The 21,680-nt window shown below is 57.2% G+C and carries 22 protein-coding genes; 4 read left to right on the forward strand and 18 right to left on the reverse strand.

Annotated elements, in window-relative coordinates:
- Nucleotides 1-13 precede the first annotated feature (13 nt).
- The 4 genes from glgA (at nt 14) to A1355_RS18275 (ending at nt 7,156) form a co-directional block, all read left to right on the forward strand.
- A complete protein-coding gene (gene glgA, locus A1355_RS18260) occupies nt 14-1,447 on the forward strand; it encodes a glycogen synthase GlgA (RefSeq protein ID WP_064030706.1) in 1,434 nt (477 codons plus the stop codon).
- Nucleotides 1,437-2,222 (forward strand): type II and III secretion system protein, encoded by a 786-nt coding sequence (locus A1355_RS18265; protein WP_064030707.1) that lies wholly within the window; start codon nt 1,437-1,439, stop codon nt 2,220-2,222. The genes glgA and A1355_RS18265 overlap by 11 nt, the downstream gene beginning before the upstream one ends.
- 120 nt (nt 2,223-2,342) lie before the next feature.
- On the forward strand, nt 2,343-3,395 hold the full coding sequence (locus A1355_RS18270) for an extracellular solute-binding protein (protein ID WP_157197943.1): 1,053 nt from the start codon (nt 2,343-2,345) through the stop codon (nt 3,393-3,395).
- Nucleotides 3,395-7,156: an EAL domain-containing protein gene (locus tag A1355_RS18275; protein ID WP_064030709.1), complete on the forward strand. Its 3,762-nt coding sequence runs from the start codon at nt 3,395-3,397 to the stop codon at nt 7,154-7,156. Before A1355_RS18270 ends, A1355_RS18275 begins: the two co-directional genes overlap by 1 nt.
- Here A1355_RS18275 and A1355_RS18280 read toward each other — a convergent pair.
- From A1355_RS18280 to ruvC, 18 genes are all read right to left on the reverse strand, one after another.
- Nucleotides 7,137-7,976 (reverse strand): HlyC/CorC family transporter, encoded by an 840-nt coding sequence (locus tag A1355_RS18280; RefSeq protein ID WP_064030710.1) that lies wholly within the window; start codon nt 7,974-7,976, stop codon nt 7,137-7,139. The genes A1355_RS18275 and A1355_RS18280 overlap by 20 nt on opposite strands.
- Entirely contained in the window at nt 7,973-8,431 is a 459-nt protein-coding gene (gene ybeY / locus A1355_RS18285; RefSeq protein ID WP_064030711.1) for an rRNA maturation RNase YbeY, read from the reverse strand. Before ybeY ends, A1355_RS18280 begins: the two co-directional genes overlap by 4 nt.
- Nucleotides 8,431-9,420 carry a PhoH family protein gene (locus A1355_RS18290; protein ID WP_064030712.1) on the reverse strand — a complete coding sequence of 330 codons (990 nt, stop codon included), beginning with the start codon at nt 9,418-9,420 and terminating at the stop codon, nt 8,431-8,433. Before A1355_RS18290 ends, ybeY begins: the two co-directional genes overlap by 1 nt.
- Nucleotides 9,420-10,775, reverse strand: coding sequence for a tRNA (N6-isopentenyl adenosine(37)-C2)-methylthiotransferase MiaB (gene miaB / locus A1355_RS18295; RefSeq protein ID WP_064030713.1), 1,356 nt, complete (start codon nt 10,773-10,775; stop codon nt 9,420-9,422). Before miaB ends, A1355_RS18290 begins: the two co-directional genes overlap by 1 nt.
- A gap of 105 nt (nt 10,776-10,880) precedes the next feature.
- The gene (locus A1355_RS18300) at nt 10,881-11,609 is read right to left on the reverse strand and encodes an MBL fold metallo-hydrolase (RefSeq protein WP_064030714.1); all 729 of its coding nucleotides are present in this window, start codon (nt 11,607-11,609) and stop codon (nt 10,881-10,883) included.
- On the reverse strand, nt 11,606-12,241 hold the full coding sequence (locus A1355_RS18305; protein WP_064030715.1) for a hypothetical protein: 636 nt from the start codon (nt 12,239-12,241) through the stop codon (nt 11,606-11,608). The genes A1355_RS18300 and A1355_RS18305 overlap by 4 nt, the downstream gene beginning before the upstream one ends.
- Nucleotides 12,242-12,305: 64 nt before the next feature.
- Entirely contained in the window at nt 12,306-13,007 is a 702-nt protein-coding gene (gene queC, locus A1355_RS18310; protein WP_064030716.1) for a 7-cyano-7-deazaguanine synthase QueC, read from the reverse strand.
- Nucleotides 12,988-13,647: a 7-carboxy-7-deazaguanine synthase QueE gene (gene queE, locus A1355_RS18315; protein ID WP_064030717.1), complete on the reverse strand. Its 660-nt coding sequence runs from the start codon at nt 13,645-13,647 to the stop codon at nt 12,988-12,990. The genes queC and queE overlap by 20 nt, the downstream gene beginning before the upstream one ends.
- Nucleotides 13,644-14,552, reverse strand: a complete 909-nt coding sequence (gene ybgF / locus A1355_RS18320; protein ID WP_064030718.1) for a tol-pal system protein YbgF — start codon at nt 14,550-14,552, stop codon at nt 13,644-13,646. Before ybgF ends, queE begins: the two co-directional genes overlap by 4 nt.
- Nucleotides 14,549-15,106 (reverse strand): peptidoglycan-associated lipoprotein Pal, encoded by a 558-nt coding sequence (gene pal / locus A1355_RS18325; protein ID WP_064030719.1) that lies wholly within the window; start codon nt 15,104-15,106, stop codon nt 14,549-14,551. Before pal ends, ybgF begins: the two co-directional genes overlap by 4 nt.
- 63 nt (nt 15,107-15,169) lie before the next feature.
- Nucleotides 15,170-16,453, reverse strand: coding sequence for a Tol-Pal system beta propeller repeat protein TolB (gene tolB, locus A1355_RS18330; RefSeq protein WP_064030720.1), 1,284 nt, complete (start codon nt 16,451-16,453; stop codon nt 15,170-15,172).
- A gap of 21 nt (nt 16,454-16,474) precedes the next feature.
- Nucleotides 16,475-17,989: a cell envelope integrity protein TolA gene (gene tolA, locus A1355_RS18335; protein WP_064030721.1), complete on the reverse strand. Its 1,515-nt coding sequence runs from the start codon at nt 17,987-17,989 to the stop codon at nt 16,475-16,477.
- 9 nt (nt 17,990-17,998) lie between these two features.
- Nucleotides 17,999-18,409, reverse strand: a complete 411-nt coding sequence (tolR, locus tag A1355_RS18340) for a protein TolR (protein ID WP_231883721.1) — start codon at nt 18,407-18,409, stop codon at nt 17,999-18,001.
- Nucleotides 18,410-18,453: 44 nt separating this feature from the next.
- The gene (tolQ, locus tag A1355_RS18345; protein ID WP_064030723.1) at nt 18,454-19,131 is read right to left on the reverse strand and encodes a protein TolQ; all 678 of its coding nucleotides are present in this window, start codon (nt 19,129-19,131) and stop codon (nt 18,454-18,456) included.
- Nucleotides 19,131-19,538: a tol-pal system-associated acyl-CoA thioesterase gene (gene ybgC / locus A1355_RS18350; RefSeq protein WP_064030724.1), complete on the reverse strand. Its 408-nt coding sequence runs from the start codon at nt 19,536-19,538 to the stop codon at nt 19,131-19,133. Before ybgC ends, tolQ begins: the two co-directional genes overlap by 1 nt.
- Nucleotides 19,535-20,572, reverse strand: a complete 1,038-nt coding sequence (gene ruvB, locus A1355_RS18355) for a Holliday junction branch migration DNA helicase RuvB (RefSeq protein ID WP_064030725.1) — start codon at nt 20,570-20,572, stop codon at nt 19,535-19,537. The genes ybgC and ruvB overlap by 4 nt, the downstream gene beginning before the upstream one ends.
- Complete coding sequence (gene ruvA / locus A1355_RS18360) at nt 20,569-21,168, reverse strand: Holliday junction branch migration protein RuvA (RefSeq protein ID WP_064030726.1); 600 nt, start codon at nt 21,166-21,168, stop codon at nt 20,569-20,571. The genes ruvB and ruvA overlap by 4 nt, the downstream gene beginning before the upstream one ends.
- Nucleotides 21,165-21,662, reverse strand: a complete 498-nt coding sequence (gene ruvC, locus A1355_RS18365; RefSeq protein WP_064030727.1) for a crossover junction endodeoxyribonuclease RuvC — start codon at nt 21,660-21,662, stop codon at nt 21,165-21,167. Before ruvC ends, ruvA begins: the two co-directional genes overlap by 4 nt.
- Between the last annotated feature and the right edge of the window lie 18 nt (nt 21,663-21,680).

A 21,680-nucleotide genomic window follows, 5' to 3' on the forward strand; every position in this document is an offset into this window, starting at 1 on the left:
ACCTGTTTAAGCGATGAAGAAAATTTTGTTCGCCACCAGCGAAACCCATCCACTGATCAAAACCGGCGGCCTGGCCGATGTCGCCGGCAGCCTGCCGCTGGCCCTCGGCGAGCTGGAGCAGGACGTGCGTATCATCATGCCCAACTACCAGGCCATCCGCAATTGCGAACCGGGCCGTTACCTGTGCACGGTCAAGGTCAACAATTGCGACGTCAATCTGCTGGAAACCTGGCTGCCCGGCAGCCAGATTCCGGTCTGGCTGGTCGATTACCCGCCGTTCTTTAAAGTACCGGGCAACCCTTACGTCGACGATAACGGCATGCCATGGCCGAATATCGGCGACCGCTTCGCGCTGTTCTGCCGCATCGTCGCCGAAGTGGCAATGAACCGCGCCTACCTGGACTGGCAACCCGACATCGTGCATTGCAACGATTGGCAAACCGGTCTGGTGCCGGCTCTGCTATCGCTGGAACACCAACATCCGGCCAGCGTATTCACGATCCACAATATGGCCTATCAAGGCCTGTTTCCAGCGACCGCGTTTACGTTGCTGAACCTGCCCGGCCAGCTCTGGCACCCGGAGGGTCTGGAGTACCATGGGATGTTGTCGTTCATCAAGGGCGGCTTGGCCTACGCGGAGCGCATCACTACCGTCAGCCCAACCTATGCCCAGGAAATCCAAACGCCGGAATTCGGTTACGGCCTGGAGGGTCTGTTGGCGCATAAGCAATCGCAATTGAGCGGTATTCTAAACGGCATCGATACCGAAGTCTGGAATCCGGCGATCGATCCGCACATCGCCCAGACCTACGGCATGAAGACCCTGAACGACAAAGCCGCCAACAAAATCGCATTGCAGCAACAAATGAACCTGCCCGTCGACGCCGAACTCCCGGTATTCGGTTTGATCGGCCGGCTGGTCGAACAAAAAGGCATCGATCTGATTCTGGCCGGCTTGCCGGAATTGTTGGAACTACCGGCCCAATTCGTTTTCCTGGGCAGCGGCGACAAGAGCAACGAATACCGCTTGATGGAATTCGCCCGCCTGTATCCGGAAAAAGTCGCGGTAACGATAGGCTACAACGAGCCGCTAGCCCACCAGATCGAAGCGGGCGCCGACATTTTCCTGATGCCGTCGCGCTTCGAGCCTTGCGGCTTAAACCAAATGTACAGTCAACGCTATGGCACGATCCCTATCGTCCGCAAAACCGGCGGCTTGGCCGATACCGTCGTCGACACATTGCCGGAAAGCATCGCCAACGGCACCGCGACCGGTTTCGTATTTAACGACACGTCGGCGGCGACACTGACCGAAGCGATCAAACGTTGCCTAGTGATGTTCCGACACAAGAAAGATTGGCGGCAGTTGCAGCGCAACGCGATGAGCCGGGATTTTTCTTGGCAAAGTAGCGCCCAACGCTATCTGGCGCTGTACGATGAAATTTAGCGGGCCGACGCTTGCAATCAGCCTTTGGGCCGCAGCCGTTTTGGCCGATGATACGGTGATGGAAATCATCGAGCTTGGCAACCGGCCGGCGGCGGAGATCCAAGCCCTGCTGCAGCCCTTACTAAACGGTGACGACCGCATCGTCGCCGATGGCGCCAAATTGATCGTCAAAACCGCTCCGGCCAAGCTTGCGGAGATCCGCGCCCTGGTCAAGCAATTGGACGGCCCGGTCCGTAATTTGACGATCAGCGTCTTGCAAACCACCAGCCAGACCGCCGAGCAATTGAACGCCGAAGCGGCCGCGACACTGCACCCCGAGCGCGTCGAACTGCGCGGCTTGGCCGGGAATACCGAGGATTTGCGCGGCCAACGCCAACAACAGCAGGTGCGCGCCACCGAGGGACAAACCGCCTTTATCAAGACCGGCGAAATCAAACCGGTCCGTAATGTCGCGGTATACGGCTCCAATTACGGAGGCGCGGTGCTGAGCAGCACCCAAATGCTGGAAGCCAGCAGCGGCTTTGCGGTGGTCCCGCGCTTGGCCGGCGACGACCAAGTGACGCTGGCGATATCGCCTTGGTCCAACCAATTTCAAAACGGCGAAATAGCCACTCAAGCCGTTCAAACCACCCTCCGCGCCAAACTGGGCGAATGGATTGAAATCGCCGGCAATGCCGATCAAACCCAATCGTCCGGCACAGGCATGACGGGTTTCAACCAAAGCACCGAAACCCAGGCGACGCGTATCCTGATACGTGTCGACATTGCCAAATAAAACCGGCTAATCTCGGCCGGCCTTACTCGCTAGCACAAAAACAGATTAATACAAGTTTTTCGCGCGATTCGCCAACAATTTACCTTTCTTTCCAACCGCCTTTGGGTATCATGGGCAACCATGAAATCCATCGTCTCTCTCCTAAGTTCCCACCAACGCTTCGCCAGGATGGTTTCGATCACGGCACTGTGGCTGTGCTCCGTTTCGCTGGTAAGCGCAAAACCCTCGTTAAAGGTTTTGGCCTGGCCGGGTTACGCCGACCCGGAGATCGTCGCCGAATTCGCCAAACGCTACGACGCCGATGTGGAAGTCACCTACGTCGAATCGGACGACGACTTATGGTACAAGCTCAATCACGAGCATCACGACGTATTCGCGGCTAACACCGCCGAATTGCAACGTTACATCGCCGCCGGCATCAGCGTGCCGCTGGATGCGGCCAAGATTGCCAATCGCTCGCGCCAACTGCTGCGCTTTCGCGACCTCGCTACCTTTGGCCTGATTCACGCCGGTCGCGCCTATGCGATACCCTACACCTATGCTGAAATGGGGCTAATCTACGACCGCCGTAAAGTGACCTCCGCGCCTCGCTCGATGTCGGTGCTTTGGGACCCGGCCTACCGCCACCGGGTGCTGGCTTTCAATACCAGCAACCACAATTTTACCCTGGTCGGATTACTCAGCGGCGCGGCCGACCCTTTCAACCTCGGCGACGCCGAGTTGAACGCCGCCGCCCGCCGACTGGCCGAACTGCGCCGCAATGTACTGACCTTTTACACGTCGGTAGAGGAAGCCGGCGAACTGTACGCCAAGCACGATATCGCGCTGATTTTCGGCAACTATGGCAATCAACAAATTCAGGAGCTAAGGCGGCGCGGCGCGGACATCGGTTACGTCATCCCCGACGAAGGCGCGTTGGCGTGGTTGGATTGCTGGGCGCTTACCCGAAACGCCGGCAATACCGGGCTGGCCGAACGCTGGATAGACTTCATGCTGGAGCCGCAAGTCGGCGCGCACTTAACCGAACGACACGGCCTAGCCAACACCACCAGTCAGCCGGCCGATCTGGCACCCGATGCCAAATTGATCTGGCTGGAGCCGATCGGCAATCCCGAGCGTCAAAAAACCCTGTGGGACCGGATTATTTCCGGCGATGCGCCGGAGGCCTTCTGATGCGTCTGAGCATAGGCCTAAAACTGGCATTCTGGCTGGGTCTGTTCGGCACGTTGTCGTCGGGCCTGACCGGCTATTACGTCTACCAGCGCAGTCGCGCGCTGCTGATCGATTCGGCCAAGGAAAAACTGCTGACCGCGACGCGAGACTCGGCGCAACGCTTCGACGCCGCGCTCAAGGCGACCGTTGCCGATGTCGATTTCCTGGCCGGCTTGGCGCTAAACCGCGCAATACTGGAAGCCGAGCCGGCCACCAAACCTACGATGGATAAAGACAGGCTCGCCGAGATATTTAGCGGCTTGCTGGTCTCCCACCCCGAGTACAGCCAAATCCGCCTGATCGATAGCCGGCATTTTGGCCTGGAAACGGTGCGGGCAGATCGCGACCAATCCGGCGTTAAAGTGATCGAAGCACCCCACTTGCAGGAAAAAAACCATTTCCCCTACGTCTTCGAAACCGCGGCCTTGCCGGCCGGTCAGGTTTACATTTCGGAGATCAACTTAAACCAGGAGCTTGGGACCCATCTGGGCTACGGCCAACCGACCATCCGCGTCGCCACCCCGGTCAAGTCCGCCGCCGGGACAACCTTGGGCGTGCTGGTCATTAACGTCGATCTCGCCGACCTATTCAAGCGGCTGCGCGACAGTTACAGCGGCGACAGCTACCCATTGCTGGTCAATCGACGCGGTGATTACCTGATCCATCCCGATCCCGCGAAAGCCTTTAGTTTCGAACGCGGCCGGCCGGTCAGAATCCAAAACGACATTCCGGACACCGCGCCGCTGCTGAACGGTTCCAGCCGGATCGCGGTACTCAGCGATACCGCCGTTAGCGCGTTGGGCGTACCCTATCTGGCCGCTTTCGCCCGCCAGGATTACGGCGCGGCCAGCGAAGGCCGTTTCGTGGTACTCGGCTTATACACCCCGCTGGACGTGGTCTCGATCGGCAGCAAGACTCTGAGCCTCCAAGTCATCCGTATCGCCTTGTCCCTAAGCTTATTGGTCAGTTTGGTTTCACTGCTGCTTGCCAAGATGCTGGCCAAACCGCTGCAGGCGATGACCAAAGCCATCGGCCAATTTCAGCTCGGCTTGCCACTCGCCGATATCCCCGTCGACCGCAACGACGAGATCGGCCATTTAGCCCGCCTGTTTCGAGCGCTGGCGGAGCAGCTCAACGGTCAAATCGCCGAGATACATGCCTCCGAAGCCAAACTGCACGCGATCCTGAACAACGCGCCGGTCGGGATTTGGTTGGTGGACACCAACGGTCGCTACGCCTTCGTCAACCAGACCTTCTGCCAAGCGCTAGGCATTCCGGAAAGCCGGTTTTTGCACACCTCCGCGCTGGACGAACTGCTGGGCACCGACATGGCTGCCCGCTTCGAAGCGGCCGACCAACGCTGTCTTAGCGGCGGCCTGGCACCGCACCTAAGTCAGGAACAACTGACGTTCGTGGACGGCGAGAGCCACAGTCTGGAAATCAGTCGCACCAAACTATTGGGCCTGAAGGGCGAGGTCTTGGGCATTATCGGGATCGCGACCGACATCAGCGACCGCAAACACGCCGCCGATCGCGAACGCGCTCACAACCGGGTGTTGGAACGCCTGGCCAAAAGCCTGCCGCTTGCCGACATTTTGGAAGCGGTCGTCGAGGGCATCGAAACCCAAAATCCGGCGCTATTGTGCTCCATTTTGTTGCTGGACGCAGAAGGCAGCCATTTGCTGGTCGGCGCGGCCCCGCATCTACCGGAATTTTACAATTGCGCGCTACACGGCCTGCGCATAGGCTTCGGCGTCGGCTCTTGCGGCACTGCGGCGGTGACCGGCGACCGAATCATTATCGAAGACATTCAAAGCCATCCTTATTGGACACCGTATCGGGAGTTGGCGGCCAAGGCCGGCTTGGCTTCTTGCTGGTCGGAGCCGGTACGCGATGCCGGCGGCAAGTTGCTCGGCACACTGACCATTTATCAGCGCCAGCCGGCGCTACCCACGCCGCGCGACTTGCAAATGACCGAACAGGCCGCCAATCTGACCGGAATCGCGATAGAACATTGCCGTGCCAACGAAGAATTACGGCTGGCTTCGCTGGTCTACCAAAACAGCAGCGAAGCGATGGCCGTCACCGACGCGCTCGGCTCTATCCTGGCCATCAACCCGGCATTTTCGGCGATCACCGGCTATACCCCGGCGGAAGTCATTGGTCAGAATTACAATATTCTGAACTCCGACCGCCAGGACTACCATTTTTATCAAACCATGTGGCATGCGATTAACGCCAGCGGCCACTGGAAGGGCGAAATCTGGAATCGCCGCAAGAACGGCGAAGTGTTCGTGCAATGGTTGACGGTCAACACGATTTTCAACGAGGACGGCAGTCCGCATCGGCGCGTGGCCTTGTTTTCCGACATCACCGAAAAAAAGCAAACCGAAGAGCTAATCTGGACTCAGGCCAATTTCGACCCGTTGACCGGACTGCCCAACCGCCGGATGTTTCACGACCGGCTGGATCAGGAACTGAAGAAGGCGCATCGCACCGGCCGCGCGCTGGCGCTGATTTTTCTGGATCTGGACCGCTTCAAGGAAATCAACGACACGCTCGGCCACGATATGGGCGATTTGTTGCTTAAGGATGCCGCGCAACGCTTGCTGCGTTGCGTGCGCGAATCCGATACTGTGGCGCGACTGGGCGGCGACGAATTCACGATTATCCTGGGCGAACTCGACGATACCGAACATGTCGAGCGCATCGTCGTCAATTTGCTGCAAAAACTGGCCGAACCGTTTCAGCTGAAAGCCAAGGTGGCCTATCTGTCGGCGAGTATCGGCATCACGCTGTTCCCGAAAGACGGCGACAAAATCCACGTACTGATCAAAAACGCCGACCAAGCCATGTATGCCGCCAAGCACCAAGGCCGCAATCGCTATTGTTATTTCACACCATCGATGCAGGAAGCGGCGCAAATCCGAATGGAAATCGCCGGCGATTTACGCGGCGCGCTCGGCGCCGATCAATTCCAACTGTATTATCAACCAATAGTCGATCTTGCCACCGGCGTCGTGTATAAGGCAGAAGCCCTGTTACGCTGGCGGCACCCGCTACGCGGCTGGGTGAGTCCGGCGGAGTTCGTGCCGATCGCCGAGGACATCGGCATTATCAACGAAATCGGCAATTGGGTGTTCAAGCAGGCCGCCGAGCGCGCCAAACTGTGGCGGCAACGGTTTCACGCCGATTTCCAAATCAGCATTAACAAATCGCCAGTCCAATTTCATGATACCAACCAAACTCAGCGCGATTGGCCTGAACACTTACGGCAACTGGGCTTGCCTGGGGCCGGCATCATCGTCGAAATCACCGAGGGGCTGCTGCTGGATGCCAGTAACGACGTCAAGGAGCAATTGCTAAGCTTTCGGGACAACGGTATCCAAGTGGCGCTGGACGATTTCGGCACCGGCTATTCGTCGCTGGCCTATCTGAAAAAATTCGACATCGATTATCTGAAAATCGACCGCTCCTTCGTCAGCAACCTGGGGCCGGAATCGAGCGACCGCGTGCTTTGCGAGGCGATTATCGCAATGGCCCATAAACTGGGAATGAAGGTTGTCGCCGAAGGGATAGAAACCGAAGAGCAACACCGGATACTCGTGGAATCCGGCTGCGACTTCGGCCAGGGCTTTCTGTTCTCGCAGGCGCTACCGGCCGAGGCGTTCGAAGCCCGCTTGGCCTGCGGCCCGGCCGAGTTTATTTCAATTTCAGTTTGATCAAATGCACGCGGCGGTTGTCGGCGCGCAAGACTTCGAAATAAAAGTCGTCGATTTCGACTTTTTCGCCCTTCTTCGGAAAATGCTCCAGGCGTTGGACGATCAAGCCACCAATGGTGTCGCATTCGTCGTCTTCCAGAACCGCCGAGAAGTAGTCGTTGAATTCCTCAATAGGCGTCAACGCGTTGAGTATGAACTCTTTCTCGCTACGCTGGGAAATGTACTCCTCGGATTCGTCATCGTCGTGTTCGTCCTCTATCTTACCGACGATTTGCTCCAGAACATCCTCAATGGTCACCAAGCCGGCGGCGTTACCGTATTCATCGACGACGATGGCCATGTGATTACGCTCGGTACGAAACTCCTTTAGCAACACGTTCAAACGTTTGCTCTCAGGCACGACGTTGGCCGGCCGCATGACGTTTTCGACTTTCAAGTTCTTGTCGCGTAAAACGCAGCCAAGCAAATCCTTGGCAAGCAGAATACCGACCACCTTGCTGCGGTCTTCTTCGATGACCGGGAAACGGGAATGGGCGAATTCGACAACCAACGGAAAGATGGTTTCCAATTCCGCGTCCCTAGGAACCACCACCATCTGCGAGCGGGGGATCATGATGTCGCGGACCCGCATCTCGGCGACATGCATCACGCCTTCCATCATGGCCAGCGCGTCGGAGTCCAGCAAGTGTTTTTCCTGCGACTCACGGAGAATTTCCAGCAGATCTTCCTGATCTTGCGGCTCCCCACTCAGAAAATGGCCGATACGTTCGATCAGGCTTTTCTGGTGGGGCTGACTACTCGGGGGGTTACCATCGCTCATCGTTCGTGTTCCTCCATATAAGGATTGGCAATATCCAATTTTTCCAAAATTTCAATCTCCAGGGCTTCCATTTGCTCGGCCTCCAACTCGTCGACGTGATCATACCCTAACAAATGCAATACGCCGTGTACAGTGATGTGCGCCCAATGATGCTCAACCGACTTGCCTTGCTCCGCGGCCTCACGGGCTATCAGCGGCGCGCAAACCACCAAATCGCCCAGCAAATCCATTTCCACGCCGGGCGGCGCTTCGAACGGAAAACTCAGGATATTCGTCGGACCCGCCTTTTGCCGATATTGGCCGTTCAATTCGGCGCTTTCGGTTTCATCAACCAAACGGATCACAATTTCGCTGTCGACCTCGCGCCCGGCCAGTGCTGCATCGACCCAAACCTGAAACCTCGCCGGCTCGGGATGCTCGGCTTCGGTCGCGACCTGCAACTCGATCAGGTTCATCAGCCGACCTTACCTTGTTCTTGCTCGTAACGGTCGTAAGCCGCCACGATGCGCTGAACCAACGGATGGCGCACCACGTCGCGCACACCGAAGAAGGTAAAACTGATGCCTTCGACATCCTTCAAGACTTTCAATACGTGTTTCAACCCGGACATTTTTTCGTTCGGCAAATCAATCTGAGTCACGTCGCCGGTGATCACCGCCGTCGACCCGAATCCAACCCGGGTCAGAAACATCTTGATCTGCTCGACCGTGGTATTTTGCGCCTCGTCCAGAATGATGAACGAGTCGTTCAGCGTTCGTCCGCGCATGAAAGCCAGTGGCGCGACTTCGATGACGTTTTTCTCCAATAACTTTTCGACCCGCTCGAAACCCAACATGTCGTAGAGCGCATCGTAAAGCGGCCGCAAGTAGGGATCAACCTTTTGCGCCATGTCGCCGGGTAGAAAGCCGAGTTTCTCGCCGGCCTCGACCGCCGGACGAACCAACACGATACGCCTTACCCGCTCGGTCTGCAGCGCCTCGACCGCGCAAGCCACCGCCAGATAAGTCTTGCCGGTACCGGCAGGACCGACGCCGAAGTTGATGTCAAAGCTGAGAATCTTGCGCAGATAATCCTGTTGGTTATGTCCCCGGCCTTTGATGACGCCGCGTTTGGTGCGAATCGCCACCGGCTCGAGCTGCGATGCCGGCAAGGCCTTCAACAATTGGTCGATACTGGCGTCCTGCAGACTTAGATGCACTTGTTCGGGGGTAATCTCTTCGCGCTCGGTCAATTCGAACAGCTTCAGCATGACCGCGCAAGCCGCCTTGACCGCCGCATCGACACCGGTCACCCGAAAGAAATTGCCGCGATTGGCGATCTCGACCTGCAGACGTTGCTCGATTTGACGAATATGACTATCGAGTTGACCGCAAAAATTAGATAGGCGCTGGGCATCCGCCGGCAGCAGCGTCAGTTCTTCGGAAAAATGAGAGCTGTTCAACACTAGGCAATCTGTTGGATTTTTTCGACGCTGGACTCGGCCAATCGGCCGCGCAGCGAATTGGGTAAGGCTTCGGTAATCAACACATCGACGAATTGACCGATCAGCCGTGGGTGAGCGGCGAAATTGACCACCCGGTTGTTTTCGGTCCGGCCGGTCAAATGCAGCGGATTTTTCTTGGAAACACCTTCCACTAACACGCTCTGCACCGAACCGACCATGCTTTCGGAAATCGCCATGAACATGTCGTTCAAACGTTCCTTCAGCCGTTGCAAGCGCGCTTCCTTGACCTCCATACCGACATCGTCGGCAAAGCCGGCCGCCGGCGTGCCCGGCCGCGCGCTGAAGATGAAACTATAAGAAAAATCGAATCCGACCTCTTCGATCAAGGCCATCGTGTCTTCGAAATCCTGCTCGGTTTCGCCGGGAAACCCGACAATGAAATCGGACGATAAACTGATGCCGGGGCGGGCCGCCTTGATCTTGCGGATGATGTCCAGATAATCCTCGCGGCGGTGTCCGCGCTTCATTTCGGCTAGTATTCGATTGCTACCGCTTTGCACCGGCAAATGCAGGTGATTGACCAGTTGCGGAATCTCGGCGAAAGCCTCGATGATGTCGTCGGTGAATTCCAACGGATGCGACGTGGTAAAGCGAATTCGCTCGATACCGTCTACCGCGGCCACGTAATGCAGCAGCAACGCAAAGCTGGCGATGTCGCCGTCTTCGGTTTCGCCGCGATAGGCGTTGACGTTTTGACCTAGCAGATTGACTTCGCGCACGCCCTGCCTAGCCAGCGCTTCGATTTCGGCGATCACGTCGTTGAGCGGGCGACTGACTTCCTCGCCGCGCGTATACGGCACCACGCAATAGGTGCAGTACTTGCTGCAGCCTTCCATCACCGATACAAAGGCTTTCGGGCCTTCCGCCCTGGGTTCGGGCAAGTTGTCGAATTTCTCGATTTCCGGAAATGAAATATCGACGACGTGCCTGTCGCCGCTCCGGGCTTTGTTCAGCAATTCCGGCAGCCTATGCAGGGTTTGCGGCCCGAACACGATATCGACGTAGGGCGCGCGTTTTTGCAATGCCGCGCCTTCCTGGCTGGCCACGCAACCGCCGACGCCGATAATCACGTCCGGCCGCTTGTCCTTGATTTTTTTCCAGCGCCCAACCGCCGAAAACACTTTTTCCTGGGCTTTTTCGCGTATCGAACAAGTGTTCAATAACAACACGTCCGCCTGCTCGGGTATTTCGGTCAGTTCCATACCGTGCGAGGCCATCAGTACGTCCCGCATCTTGTCGGAATCGTACTCGTTCATTTGACAACCGTTAGTTTGTATATACAGTTTTTGCGCCATGCTCGATGAGATACTCCAGCCTTTCTCACTAACAAAAAACCCCAGTCTCTCGACAGGGGCTAGATTGGCGCGGATTATAAACCCAATTTTCGGCAAATGCTTGTTTTATACGGCAATCCCCACCGGCAAGGCTTCAAACCAGTCCAGAAAACGCTTGACATCGTCGCCCTTGAACATGCGCCCGTGCTGGGGCGCCAGGATCTGAATCTCTAATTTGCGGACGCGCTCGATCCAGACCCGCTTAGCTTGATTGGACGGCATCCAGCGTTGATGGAAATAGCGCATTTTTTCGACATGAGTATCGAAATGCTCGACGAAAACCGGCGTATCGCCCTCCTCCAACGCCGCGCCGACGTCGCCGGACATCAGAATCTTCGCGACCGGATCGTAAATATGAAAGTTGGCCGACGAGTGTAGATAATGGGCCGGCACTATTTGCAATTGCACGCCGTCCAGATCGATAGTCCCACCCTGATCGGGAATGGCGACGTACTCGATCGCGTCGCAACCGAAATGTCTCAAAAAACCCTCCCAAAGTAGCGGCGCGTGCAGTCTAGCGTGCGGTAAGGCCCGATCCCACAAGCCCAACGACGAAATGATGTCGGGATCTTGGTGCGAGGCGAACAAATCGGTGATTTCCTCGACGGGCGCGTGATGAACGGCTGCCGCCAGCATCGGCGCGAACAATTCGATCCCACCCGGCTCCATCAATAGACAACGGCTGGCGGTGCGCACCATGTACTGATTGGTATCAATGATGGTGGCCGGTTTGGTGTTGTCGCGGCCAAACATCAGCCACTGATGAGCACCTTCGTAGATTTTCGTGATTTTCATAGCTGGCCTTGGTTGCCCTGAGCGTATCCGGCGCTGATCGCGACCAACGCCCCCCGGCACTTGCTAACTTTTTCGTTGATGATTTGCGCGGCACGATCGACACTCTCGGCGACGGCTTGCAAGCTTTGCAGGTATTCGCCGGCTTGCGACGCTTCGATGCGCGAGTTGGCGGCGATCACTCTGGCGGCTCTGGCGGGATAGAGGATGCCGCTTAACTGGTTTAATAAATCATCGACGTGAATCGAAAATTCGCCGTGACAGGCCTCCGCTTGCTGTCGAGCCGTTTCCCGTACCCGTAGCAACGAATCGGCGTGACGAGCACCTGCCGCGGCCGCGACCGCCAAATCAAAGTGCCGATTGGCCTCCCGCATTCGCTGCTCGGCAACCGTCAAACGGTATAAGTTCAGAGTATCGGCATTGATCCGGTTGACCACCGCCATCGTGTCCTTGGCCAACTCGTTGATGAAATCGGTGATCGGTTTGAAGCCCTTGGCCTTTTCGCCGGCCCGAAACGCAATCGCCTTGGCATTCGCCGCTGCCAACGAAATCTCCTTGGCGACCTGTAATACCGCGTTCAATTCGGCGGCAATCGAAGCAACCGCGACGAATTGTGAACTAGTTGAACTCCGCATGATGACGCCCCAAGTCCTTGATCCGATCAAGGCAAAGCATAGCCGAGGATCGCCGAAGCGCCATCTAACCGCGAACGTAACGGGTGGGATCGGCCACGCCGGCCGCCGCGAATCCGGCCGCCCGCAATCGGCAAGCATCGCACACGCCGCAAGCCCGGCCTTCAACATCGGCGGCATAGCAAGAGACCGTGTCGGCGTAATCAACGCCCAACGCCGAACCTTGCCGAATAATGTCGGCCTTGCTCATCGCCATCAAGGGCGTGTGTATCCGGATTTGCTGGCCTTCGACACCGGCCTTGGTCGCCAAATTCGCCATGGTCTGAAAGGCTTGGATAAATGCCGGCCGGCAATCCGGATAGCCTGAATAATCGACGGCATTGACGCCGATGAATACGTCGCTGGCGTGCAAGACTTCGGCCCACCCCAGCGCGTACGCCAAGAAGATCGTATTGCGAGCCGGCACATAGGTGACGGGTATGCCGGTTTGCGGCGAGGTCGGCACGGCGATGGCGCTGTCGGTCAGCGCCGATCCGCCCATCGCATTCAAACCGAGATTGAAAATCTTATGGTCGGCGACTCGATACTGTTCGGCGATGCGCCGCGCGGCCGCCAATTCGGCATTGTGGCGTTGACCGTAATCAAAACTCAACGCGTGGCAAGCATAGCCCTGCCGAATAGCCAACGCCAGAACCGTAATCGAGTCCAATCCGCCCGATAACAACACAATGGCGGCTTTGCCCGCCGAATCATTTTCCTCTCGCGTCATCCCAAAGAAATTTATGCAGTTGAATTTGAAAGCGTACCGGCAACTGGTCGGCTAGAATCCGATCAGCCAACTCGCTTGGAGCCATCTGCCCCATCACCGGCGAAAACAGCACTTGGCAGCGTTCGGCCAAACGATGTTCGTTTACTTGTTGCTTAGACCATTGATAGTCGGCCGAGTCGGCAATGACGAATTTGATTTGATCGCGCGGCGTCAGGCAATCGAGGTTCTCGTAGCGGTTGCGCGCCATTTCGCCGGAGGCCGGCGTTTTCAAGTCCATGACCTTGACGATTCGAGCATCGACACCCGAAACATCCAGTGCACCACTGGTTTCCAAGGAAACCTGATAGCCCGAGTCGGCCAACGCACTCAGTAAACTCAAGCAACCGGGCTGCGCCAGCGGCTCGCCGCCGGTCACGGTGACGTAACGGGTCGAATATTCGCGAACCCTTTGCAAAATCGCCGAAATCGGCATTTTCTCGCCGCCGCTGAACGCGTAAGCGGTATCGCAATAAGCGCACCGTAGCGGACAGCCGGTCAGGCGGATAAACACGGTCGGCCAACCGACGCTATCCGCCTCTCCCTGCAGCGAATAAAAGATTTCGGTAATGCGTAACGACGGTTCCGCTAGCTCGTCGGTCATTGCGGCATTTGCGCCAGCTTCTTAGCGGCCAGATGCGCGGCGGTGGTCCCGGGGTAGCTGGTCGTAACCCGTGTTAGATAGTCCTTGGCTTTCGCGGCGTTTTGCAGGTCGAACTCGATGTAACCGAGCTTCAGCAACGCGTCCGGCACCTTGGAGCTATTCGGATACTGACTGACCACTTTGTTGAACGCCGCCTTGGCGGCATCGAATTCGCGGTTGATCTTGTAAGCTTCCGCCAACCAGTACTGCGCGTTGTCGGAAAATTCGCCGGCCGGATTGGCCGCCAATAGCTCCTGAAACATCTTGATGGCCTGGCTGTTATGACCGTTCCGCAAAGTTTCGTAGGCTTGCTGATAGCGCTCCTGCTCGCTGCCGCTCGTGGCGGGACTTGGACCGGCGCTCGCGGCCCCACTGATTGCAGGCTTGACTTCGGCGGGCGGGACCGCTGCGGCAACCGGTGCCGGAGCGGTCTGGCTAGCTGGCGTCGATACCGGCGATCCGGCAACCGAAGGCGGTGTAGCGCCGGTCTGCGCCGGCGGAACCGCGGAAGCCACCGCCGTACTCGCCGCCCCGGCCTGCGCCGCCGCTGCAGCCGGCGCGCCACCCGGTTGCCCGGGCGCCTGCAACGCCTGCATTCTGTCGTCCAGATCCGAATACATATTGCTTTGCTTGCGCTGCAAGTCCGCGATCGTTTGCGATTGCTCCTCGACCATGCCGCGCAGTTGTTGCACTTCCGATTGCAATTGTTCCAGCCGGCTCAACACTTCGAAGATTGCGTTGTCGGTCGGAGCCTGCACGGCATAGCCGCCCTGCTGCCCGACATCGCCGCCGTTCGCCGGAGCGGCTTGGGCCTGGGCGCCCAGGCCCAAGCCGATACTTGCAATCAGAAGCGCCCGCCGGCTCATTGATAGCCTACTTCAACGCGACGATTTTGTTGCCATGCGGATTCGTCGTGACCGGAAACCGCTGGTTTCTCTTCGCCGTAGCTGACGACTTCCAACTGGCCGGAACCGACCCCTTGGCTACGCATCATCCGTTCGACCGATTTGGCGCGTTGTTCGCCCAATGCAATGTTGTATTCGCTGGAACCGCGTTCGTCGGCATGACCGGCCAAAATTACGTGCTGGTTCGGGTGGGAGGCCAGATAACGAGCGTGAGCGGCGACCACCGGCACATAGTCTTGTTTGACTTGCGCGCTATCCAGTTCGAAATAGATCACTTGCTTGGACAACGGGTTGTTCGGATCGCTGAACTCCGGACCCAGATTCGAACCGGAGTTGAAGCCGTTACCGGAGCCGAATTGGCTGCCGGACATGGAGCCGTCGTTATAGCCGCTGGTCGACGCGTCGCTACCTTGAGTCGCGTCGCCCAAACCGTTCTCGCTTTCGTCGGTCGAGCTACAGCCGCTTGCCAAGACGGCGATCATCGCCAAAGCCAGAGTTTTTTTGCTAAGTGTCATGCTGTTCTCCAAATAAAAAATCAAAGTCGATTAGTGATAGTTTGCAGGCTATCGCTCGGGCGATCAAGGTGCCCAGGCCGGCTCGCGAACCCCGCCGTTCTCGAAGGCCAATTTCTGCTGCATCGCGCCATCGGTGGATACGACGGACAGCGCCGACTTGCCGCCGCGCGTCGCCGCGAACAAGACCATGCTGCCGTTGGGCGCGAAGCTCGGCGACTCGTCCAATCGGCCTTCGGTCAGCACGTTGACGGTCCGAGAGGCCATATCCATCACCGCGATCCGGTAATCGCCGCCGCTACCGGTCACCATCGCCAAACTGCGACCATCGGCCGAGAAGCGGCCGCGAGCGTTGTAATCACCCTGGAAGGTCAGGCGACTGGCTTTACCGCCGGACGCCGGCATGATGTAAAGCTGCGGTTTACCGCCTTGGTCGGACGTGAACACGATCGAACTACCATCCGGCGACCAAGTCGGTTCGGTATCGATCGACAATCCCGAGGTCATCCGGGTCAAACTCCGGCCGGACAGATTCAGCACGTAGATGTCGGGACTACCGTCCTTGGACAGCGTAATCGCCAAGCGGCTGCCGTCGGGCGAAAACGCCGGCGCGCCGTTGATACCCGGATAGGACGACACGCTCTCGCGCTGACCGGTAGCCAAAGTTTGTATAAAAATTTCCGAGCGCTTGGTGTGGAACGATACGTAAGCGATCTTGCTGCCGTCCGGCGACCAGGCCGGCGCCATGATCGGCTCCGGCGACTCGGCGATCGTGCGCGGATTGTAGCCGTCGGCGTCGGCCACTTGCAGCATGTATTGCTTGCCGTTGCCGCGCGCCACGCTGGTCACGTACGCGATTCGAGTATTGAACGCGCCCTTGCGCCCGGTCAACTTCTCGTAGATCAAGTCGCTGATATGGTGGGCGGCGCGGCGCAATTCGTTGGCGCCGGCGGTCAGCCGGTAACCCATCAACAATTGGCCGTTATGGACATTGAACAAATGGAACTGAATGTTGAAGCTGCCGCCGTTGCCGACGACCTGACCGATGACGACGTAGTCCTGGCCTAATACCTGCCAATCCTTGAAATTGACGCGTTCTGGCTCGGTCGGCTTGGTCAACATATCGTCTTCGGACAGGGTTTTGAAAAAACCGCTGCCGCCCAAGTCGGCGCTAACCACATCCGACAATTTGACATTGCCGACGGCGCCCTGCTGACCGAACGGGACGATGGCGATGGGCACCGCAGTTTGCGAGCCCTTGGTGATTTCTATTGTCAAACCGGCGGCCTGAGCGACGGAAAGTATCGAAGCCAACAGGCCGACGACTAATATTCGGGGGATTAACATCATTTTCTAGGGTTCCGTTACGGGTTATTCCGGCTTAAACACAAAGGTAAATACTCTAAATTCCTGATTGAACAGATTCCTGTCCTGCGGGACCGGCAATGGCGACGCTTTTCTAACGGCGTTTTCGGCCGAACGATCGAAAATCGGATCGCCGCTGCTGCTAACGACCACCGCATCCATGACATCGCCGCTAGCCAGCAATTTTACCTGAATTGTACATTTCAAGCCCTGCGTCGCGCTGATCGGCCGAGTCCAAGCGCCCTCAACCTTACGGGCGATCGCATCCTTGGCGGCCAAGCTCGCTTGTTTGTCAGACTCGGCTTTCGCGGCCGCCGCGGCAGCGGCTTCCGCCGCCTTGCGTTCCTGTTCGGCTTTTTCGGCGGCGGCAATCGCGGCTTGGCGCTCTTGTTCGGCCTTGGCCTTGGCTGCAGCCTCGGCGGCCAAGCGCTCTTTTTCAGCCTTTTCCGCTTTTTCGGCCGCCAACTTGGCCTGACGGTCTTTTTCGGCTTTGGCTTTAGCCTCGGCTTCCGCCGCCAAGCGCTCCTTCTCGGCTTTTTCGGCGGCGAGCTTTGCTTGGCGGTCTTTTTCGGCTTTCTCGGCAACCAGTTGTTTTTCCCTTTCAACTTTGGCCCGCGCTTCGGCTTCGGCGGCTTGCTTGGCTTTTTCCGCGTTCAGCGCGGCCTGCCGGTCTTTCTCAACCTTGGCCCTTTCCGCCGCCAGTTGTTGCTCTCGTTCGGCCTTGGCTTTGGATTCCGCCTGTTTTAACTGTTCCTGCCGCTTCGCTTCCTCGGCTTTTTGTTCCTGTAGCTTTTTTTGCTGCTCCAGTACTTTTTGCTCCTGCAGCTTCTTCTCTTGCTCCAGTTTCTTGCTTTCGGCTTCTTGTTGTTGCTTGAGCTTGGCCTCTTCCGCCAGTTTTTGTTCCTTGAGCTTGGCTTCGCGCTCCGCTTCCTGCTGCTTCTGCTTTTCCAGCTGTTTGAGTTTTTCGACTTCCCGTTGCTTTTCCAGCGCCGCTTGCTTTTCCAAGGTCGCTTGCTTTTCCGCGATTTCCCTTTGCTTCTCCAGTTCGGCCTGTTTCTGCTTCTCGGTGGCTTCCTTGGCTTTTTTCTCTTCCAGAGTTCGCCGTTCCTTGGCCTCCTCTAGCTTTTTTTCCTCTTCCTTGCGCTTGACTGCCAGTTGTTCCTGCCGCTTTTGCTCTTCCAAAGCCTCTTGCTTGCGGCGCTCCGCCGCTTCTTGAATTTTCTGTTCTTCCAGCACTCGCTGTTTTTTGGCTTGCTGCAAGGCCTGTTCTTCGGCTTTCCGGGCATTTTCCAGTTGTTGTTGGTGCTCGACCTCGGCTTGATGCTTATTGGCTTCGTTTTGTTTCAAGCGCTCGGCTTCGGCATCGATTTCGGCGCCGTCGAGGATCGTGGCTTCGATAACTTCAGCCGGCGGCGCGGTCTGAGCGGTATCGCTGTCGGTCAGGAAGCTGATACTGAACAGCAACACGATCAATATATGTAAAGCGACCGCCAGGACAAACGAGGGTTTGAAATTTCTCATGCGCTATCGTTATTTACTCTCGGGCGGGGGCGAGGTCATCAAACCAACCTTGGGGGCGCCGGTTTTTTTCAATTCCACCATCACTTTAACGATACTGCCGTAATCCACTTCGTGGTCGCCGCGCACGTAAAGCTGGGCTTTTGGATTATTTTTGAACACGGCGGCAACCCGAGTCTTGACGGTATCGACATCGACCGGCGTATCGGCCTCTTCGTCGCCATTGCCGATATCGACGTAAAGACTGCCATCCTTCTTGATCGAAACGATAACCGGGACTTGATCCTGTAGATCGACCGACTCGGCTTCCGCTTGTGGCAGTTCGACATCGACGCCGGTCTGGACCAGCGGCGCTGTGATCATGAAGATCATCAACAAAACGAAGGTGACGTCGATATAAGGTACGACGTTGATTTCGGCCATGACGCCGCGTTTTTTTCGCGATCTCCGATTGCTGCCACCGACATTCATTTGCTGTGCGCCTGTCTTTGCAAAAGGACCACGAATTCGTCAACGAACAATTCGTAACGGCCCGCCAAGCGATCCAAACGAGTGGAAAAACGGTTGTAGGCGATTACCGCCGGAATCGCCGCGAACAAGCCGATTGCCGTGGCAATCAAAGCCTCGGAAATCCCCGGCGCGACATTCGACAACGTGGCATTTTTGATCTCGCCCAGCGCCCGAAACGAGTTCATGATGCCCCAAACCGTGCCGAACAGTCCGATATACGGACTAGTCGAACCGACGGTAGCCAGAAACGGCAAGGTCTCATCCAACCGGTCCAGTTCGCGCGAAAGTTCGATGCGCATCGCCCGTTGCGCGCTTTCCACTTGTACCGACGGCTCGACATCGCCTTTCTGGCGCATCCGCGCGAATTCGCGATAGCCCGCCAAAAAGATTTTTTCGATACCTTCCGGCTCGAAACGGTCGCTGGACATTTTTTTATACAGTTCGGCCAGACCGACTCCGGACCAGAATTCGTCCTCGAAATCATCGGTAATCTCGATCGCCTGCTTCAACTCCTTGCGTTTGGAGAAGATAAAAGTCCATGAAGCAACCGACGCCGACAGCAAAATGAACATGACGAACTGAACGACAAAACTGGCTTCTTTAACCAGCGTCAGGATGGATAAATCGGTATTCATCAGTTTAGGGTTTCCAAAATGGCAAGGGGAATCGGTTTAGGTTTCATCGTTTGCGCGTCGAGACAGGCAATGCGAATCTCGCCGCTGGCTAATTGGTCTTGGCCGCGCATCAGGGTTTGAGCAAAGGTCAGATTGGTTTTTTGATGCTCGACGACCGAGGCGGTGGCCTGCAGCAAATCGTTGAAGCGAGCCGGTTTCAGGTAATCGACCCTCACCGAACGGACCACGAAAATCAGATTTTGTTCGCGTAACAGTTGGTCTTGCTCGAAGCCGCGATCGCGCAACATTTCGGTGCGGGCGCGCTCGAAAAACTTCAGGTAATTGGCGTAAAACACGACGCCCCCGGCATCGGTATCCTCGTAGTAGACGCGGACCGGCCAACTGAATGCGCTATTTGACAAGGTCATAAACTAAAGATGTCGTCGCTGCCCGGTTCTTGGTTGGGCGCCGGCAAACCGAAGTGACTGTAAGCTTTATGCGTGACTACCCGCCCTCGGGGCGTCCGCATGATAAATCCCTGCTGTAACAAATAAGGTTCCAATACATCTTCGACGGTGCCGCGCTCCTCGCTGATGGCCGCCGCCAAGGTATCCAACCCGACCGGCCCGCCCTGAAAGTGTTCAATCATCGCTAAAAGCAATTTACGATCCAACATGTCGAAACCGTGTTGGTCGATTTTCAACATCGCCAAGGCCCGCTGGGCAATATCCCGATTGACGACCCCGTTTCCCATTACCTCGGCAAAATCGCGTACCCGTCTCAAGAGACGATTGGCGATTCTGGGCGTACCGCGCGAGCGGCACGCGATCTCGTCGGCACCCCCGCTGTCCATGCCGATGCCCAGCATTGCCGCGGAACGCGTCACGATACTGGCCAGTTCCTCGATGCTGTAAAACTCCAGGCGTTGCACGATCCCGAAACGGTCTCTGAGCGGCGAAGTCAGCAATCCGGCCCGCGTTGTCGCGCCGATCAGCGTGAACGGCGGCAAGTCCAGCTTTATCGACCGGGCGGCCGGACCTTCGCCTATTATAATATCAATTTGGTAGTCTTCCATAGCCGGATACAGCACCTCTTCGACCGCCGGACTCAAGCGATGGATCTCGTCTATGAACAATACGTCGTGCGCTTGCAGATTGGTCAGCAAGGCCGCCAAATCGCCGGCTTTGTCGAGCACCGGCCCGGATGTCTGCCGAATGCTGACATTCATTTCGGCGGCGACGATATTCGCCAGCGTGGTTTTTCCCAAACCCGGCGGCCCGAAAATCAGTACATGATCCAAAGCCTCGGCACGACTAACCGCCGCCTGGATGAAAATCTCCATTTGTTGGCGCAATTCGGTTTGCCCAACGTAATCCTTCAATCGGCGCGGTCGGATGGCCCGATCTTGACGCTCTTCGTCGCCGCTGCCGCTGGCGCTGATCAGCCGGTCGCTCTCTATCATTTAACGGCTCCGCGCAGGGCCTGGCGAATGATGTCCTCGCAGCTTTTATCGTCTTCGGCCACCGCTCGGACCATTTTTTCGGCTTCCGACGACTTATAGCCGAGCGCGCAGAGAGCGCTGACGGCCTCTTGCCTAGCTCCGGCCGGCATGCGTGCCGCCGCTTGCTGGGTCGTCCGCGACGCGGGCTCACCGATGTCCGGTAGCCGGCCGCGCATTTCGATAATCAGTCGCTCCGCCGTTTTCTGGCCGACGCCTGGCAAACGCACCAAACTCTTGGCGTCGTTATCGTCGACACAACGGTAGAACTCGTCGATGCTTTGGCCGGACAATATCGTCAATGCCAATTTAGGCCCTACGCCGTTGACTTTAATCAGGGTTTTGAACAGCAAACGCTCGTTTTCGGTCGCGAAGCCGAACAGAATATGCGCGTCCTCGCGCACCACTAGGTGGGTATGTAAACGCACCTCCTCGCCCAAAGCCGGCAAATCGTAAAACGTGGTCATCGGCGCCTCGACTTCGTAGCCGACGCCTTGCACGTCCAAAACCAATTGCGGCGGCGCCTTGTGGATTAATTTACCGCGCAGAAATCCGATCATGCGCCGGCCCTCGCCAAACGCAAGGCGGTTTCTCGATAATGGCTGTGGCACAACGCTATCGCCAACGCGTCGCTGGCGTCGATTTGCATCTCGCCTTGGATTCCCAGCAGTATTTTGACCATGTGCTGAACCTGAGTCTTGTCGGCATTGCCCTTGCCGACCAGAGCTTGTTTGACTTGGCGGGCGGCGTATTCGTGTACCGGCAAATCCAAGTTCATCGCCGCGCAAATTGCCGCTCCGCGCGCTTGCCCTAGCTTCAAGGCCGAATCGGCGTTCTTATGCATGAAAACTTGTTCGATGCCCATCTGCTGTGGCTGATAAAGCGCGACGATTTCACTGACTCCGTCGAAAATCTGCTTCAACCGGCTCGGAAAGTCGTTGGGAAGCACGCGGATGCAGCCACTGGCAATATAGCGAACACCGCGCGGTGTGGTCTCTATCACACCGTAACCGGTGATCCGGGAGCCGGGATCTATGCCGAGTATCCTGATCAATAGCGGGCCAGGGAACGG

This window comes from Methylomonas koyamae (genome assembly GCF_001644025.1).
GTDB classification, from domain to species: domain Bacteria; phylum Pseudomonadota; class Gammaproteobacteria; order Methylococcales; family Methylomonadaceae; genus Methylomonas; species Methylomonas koyamae_A.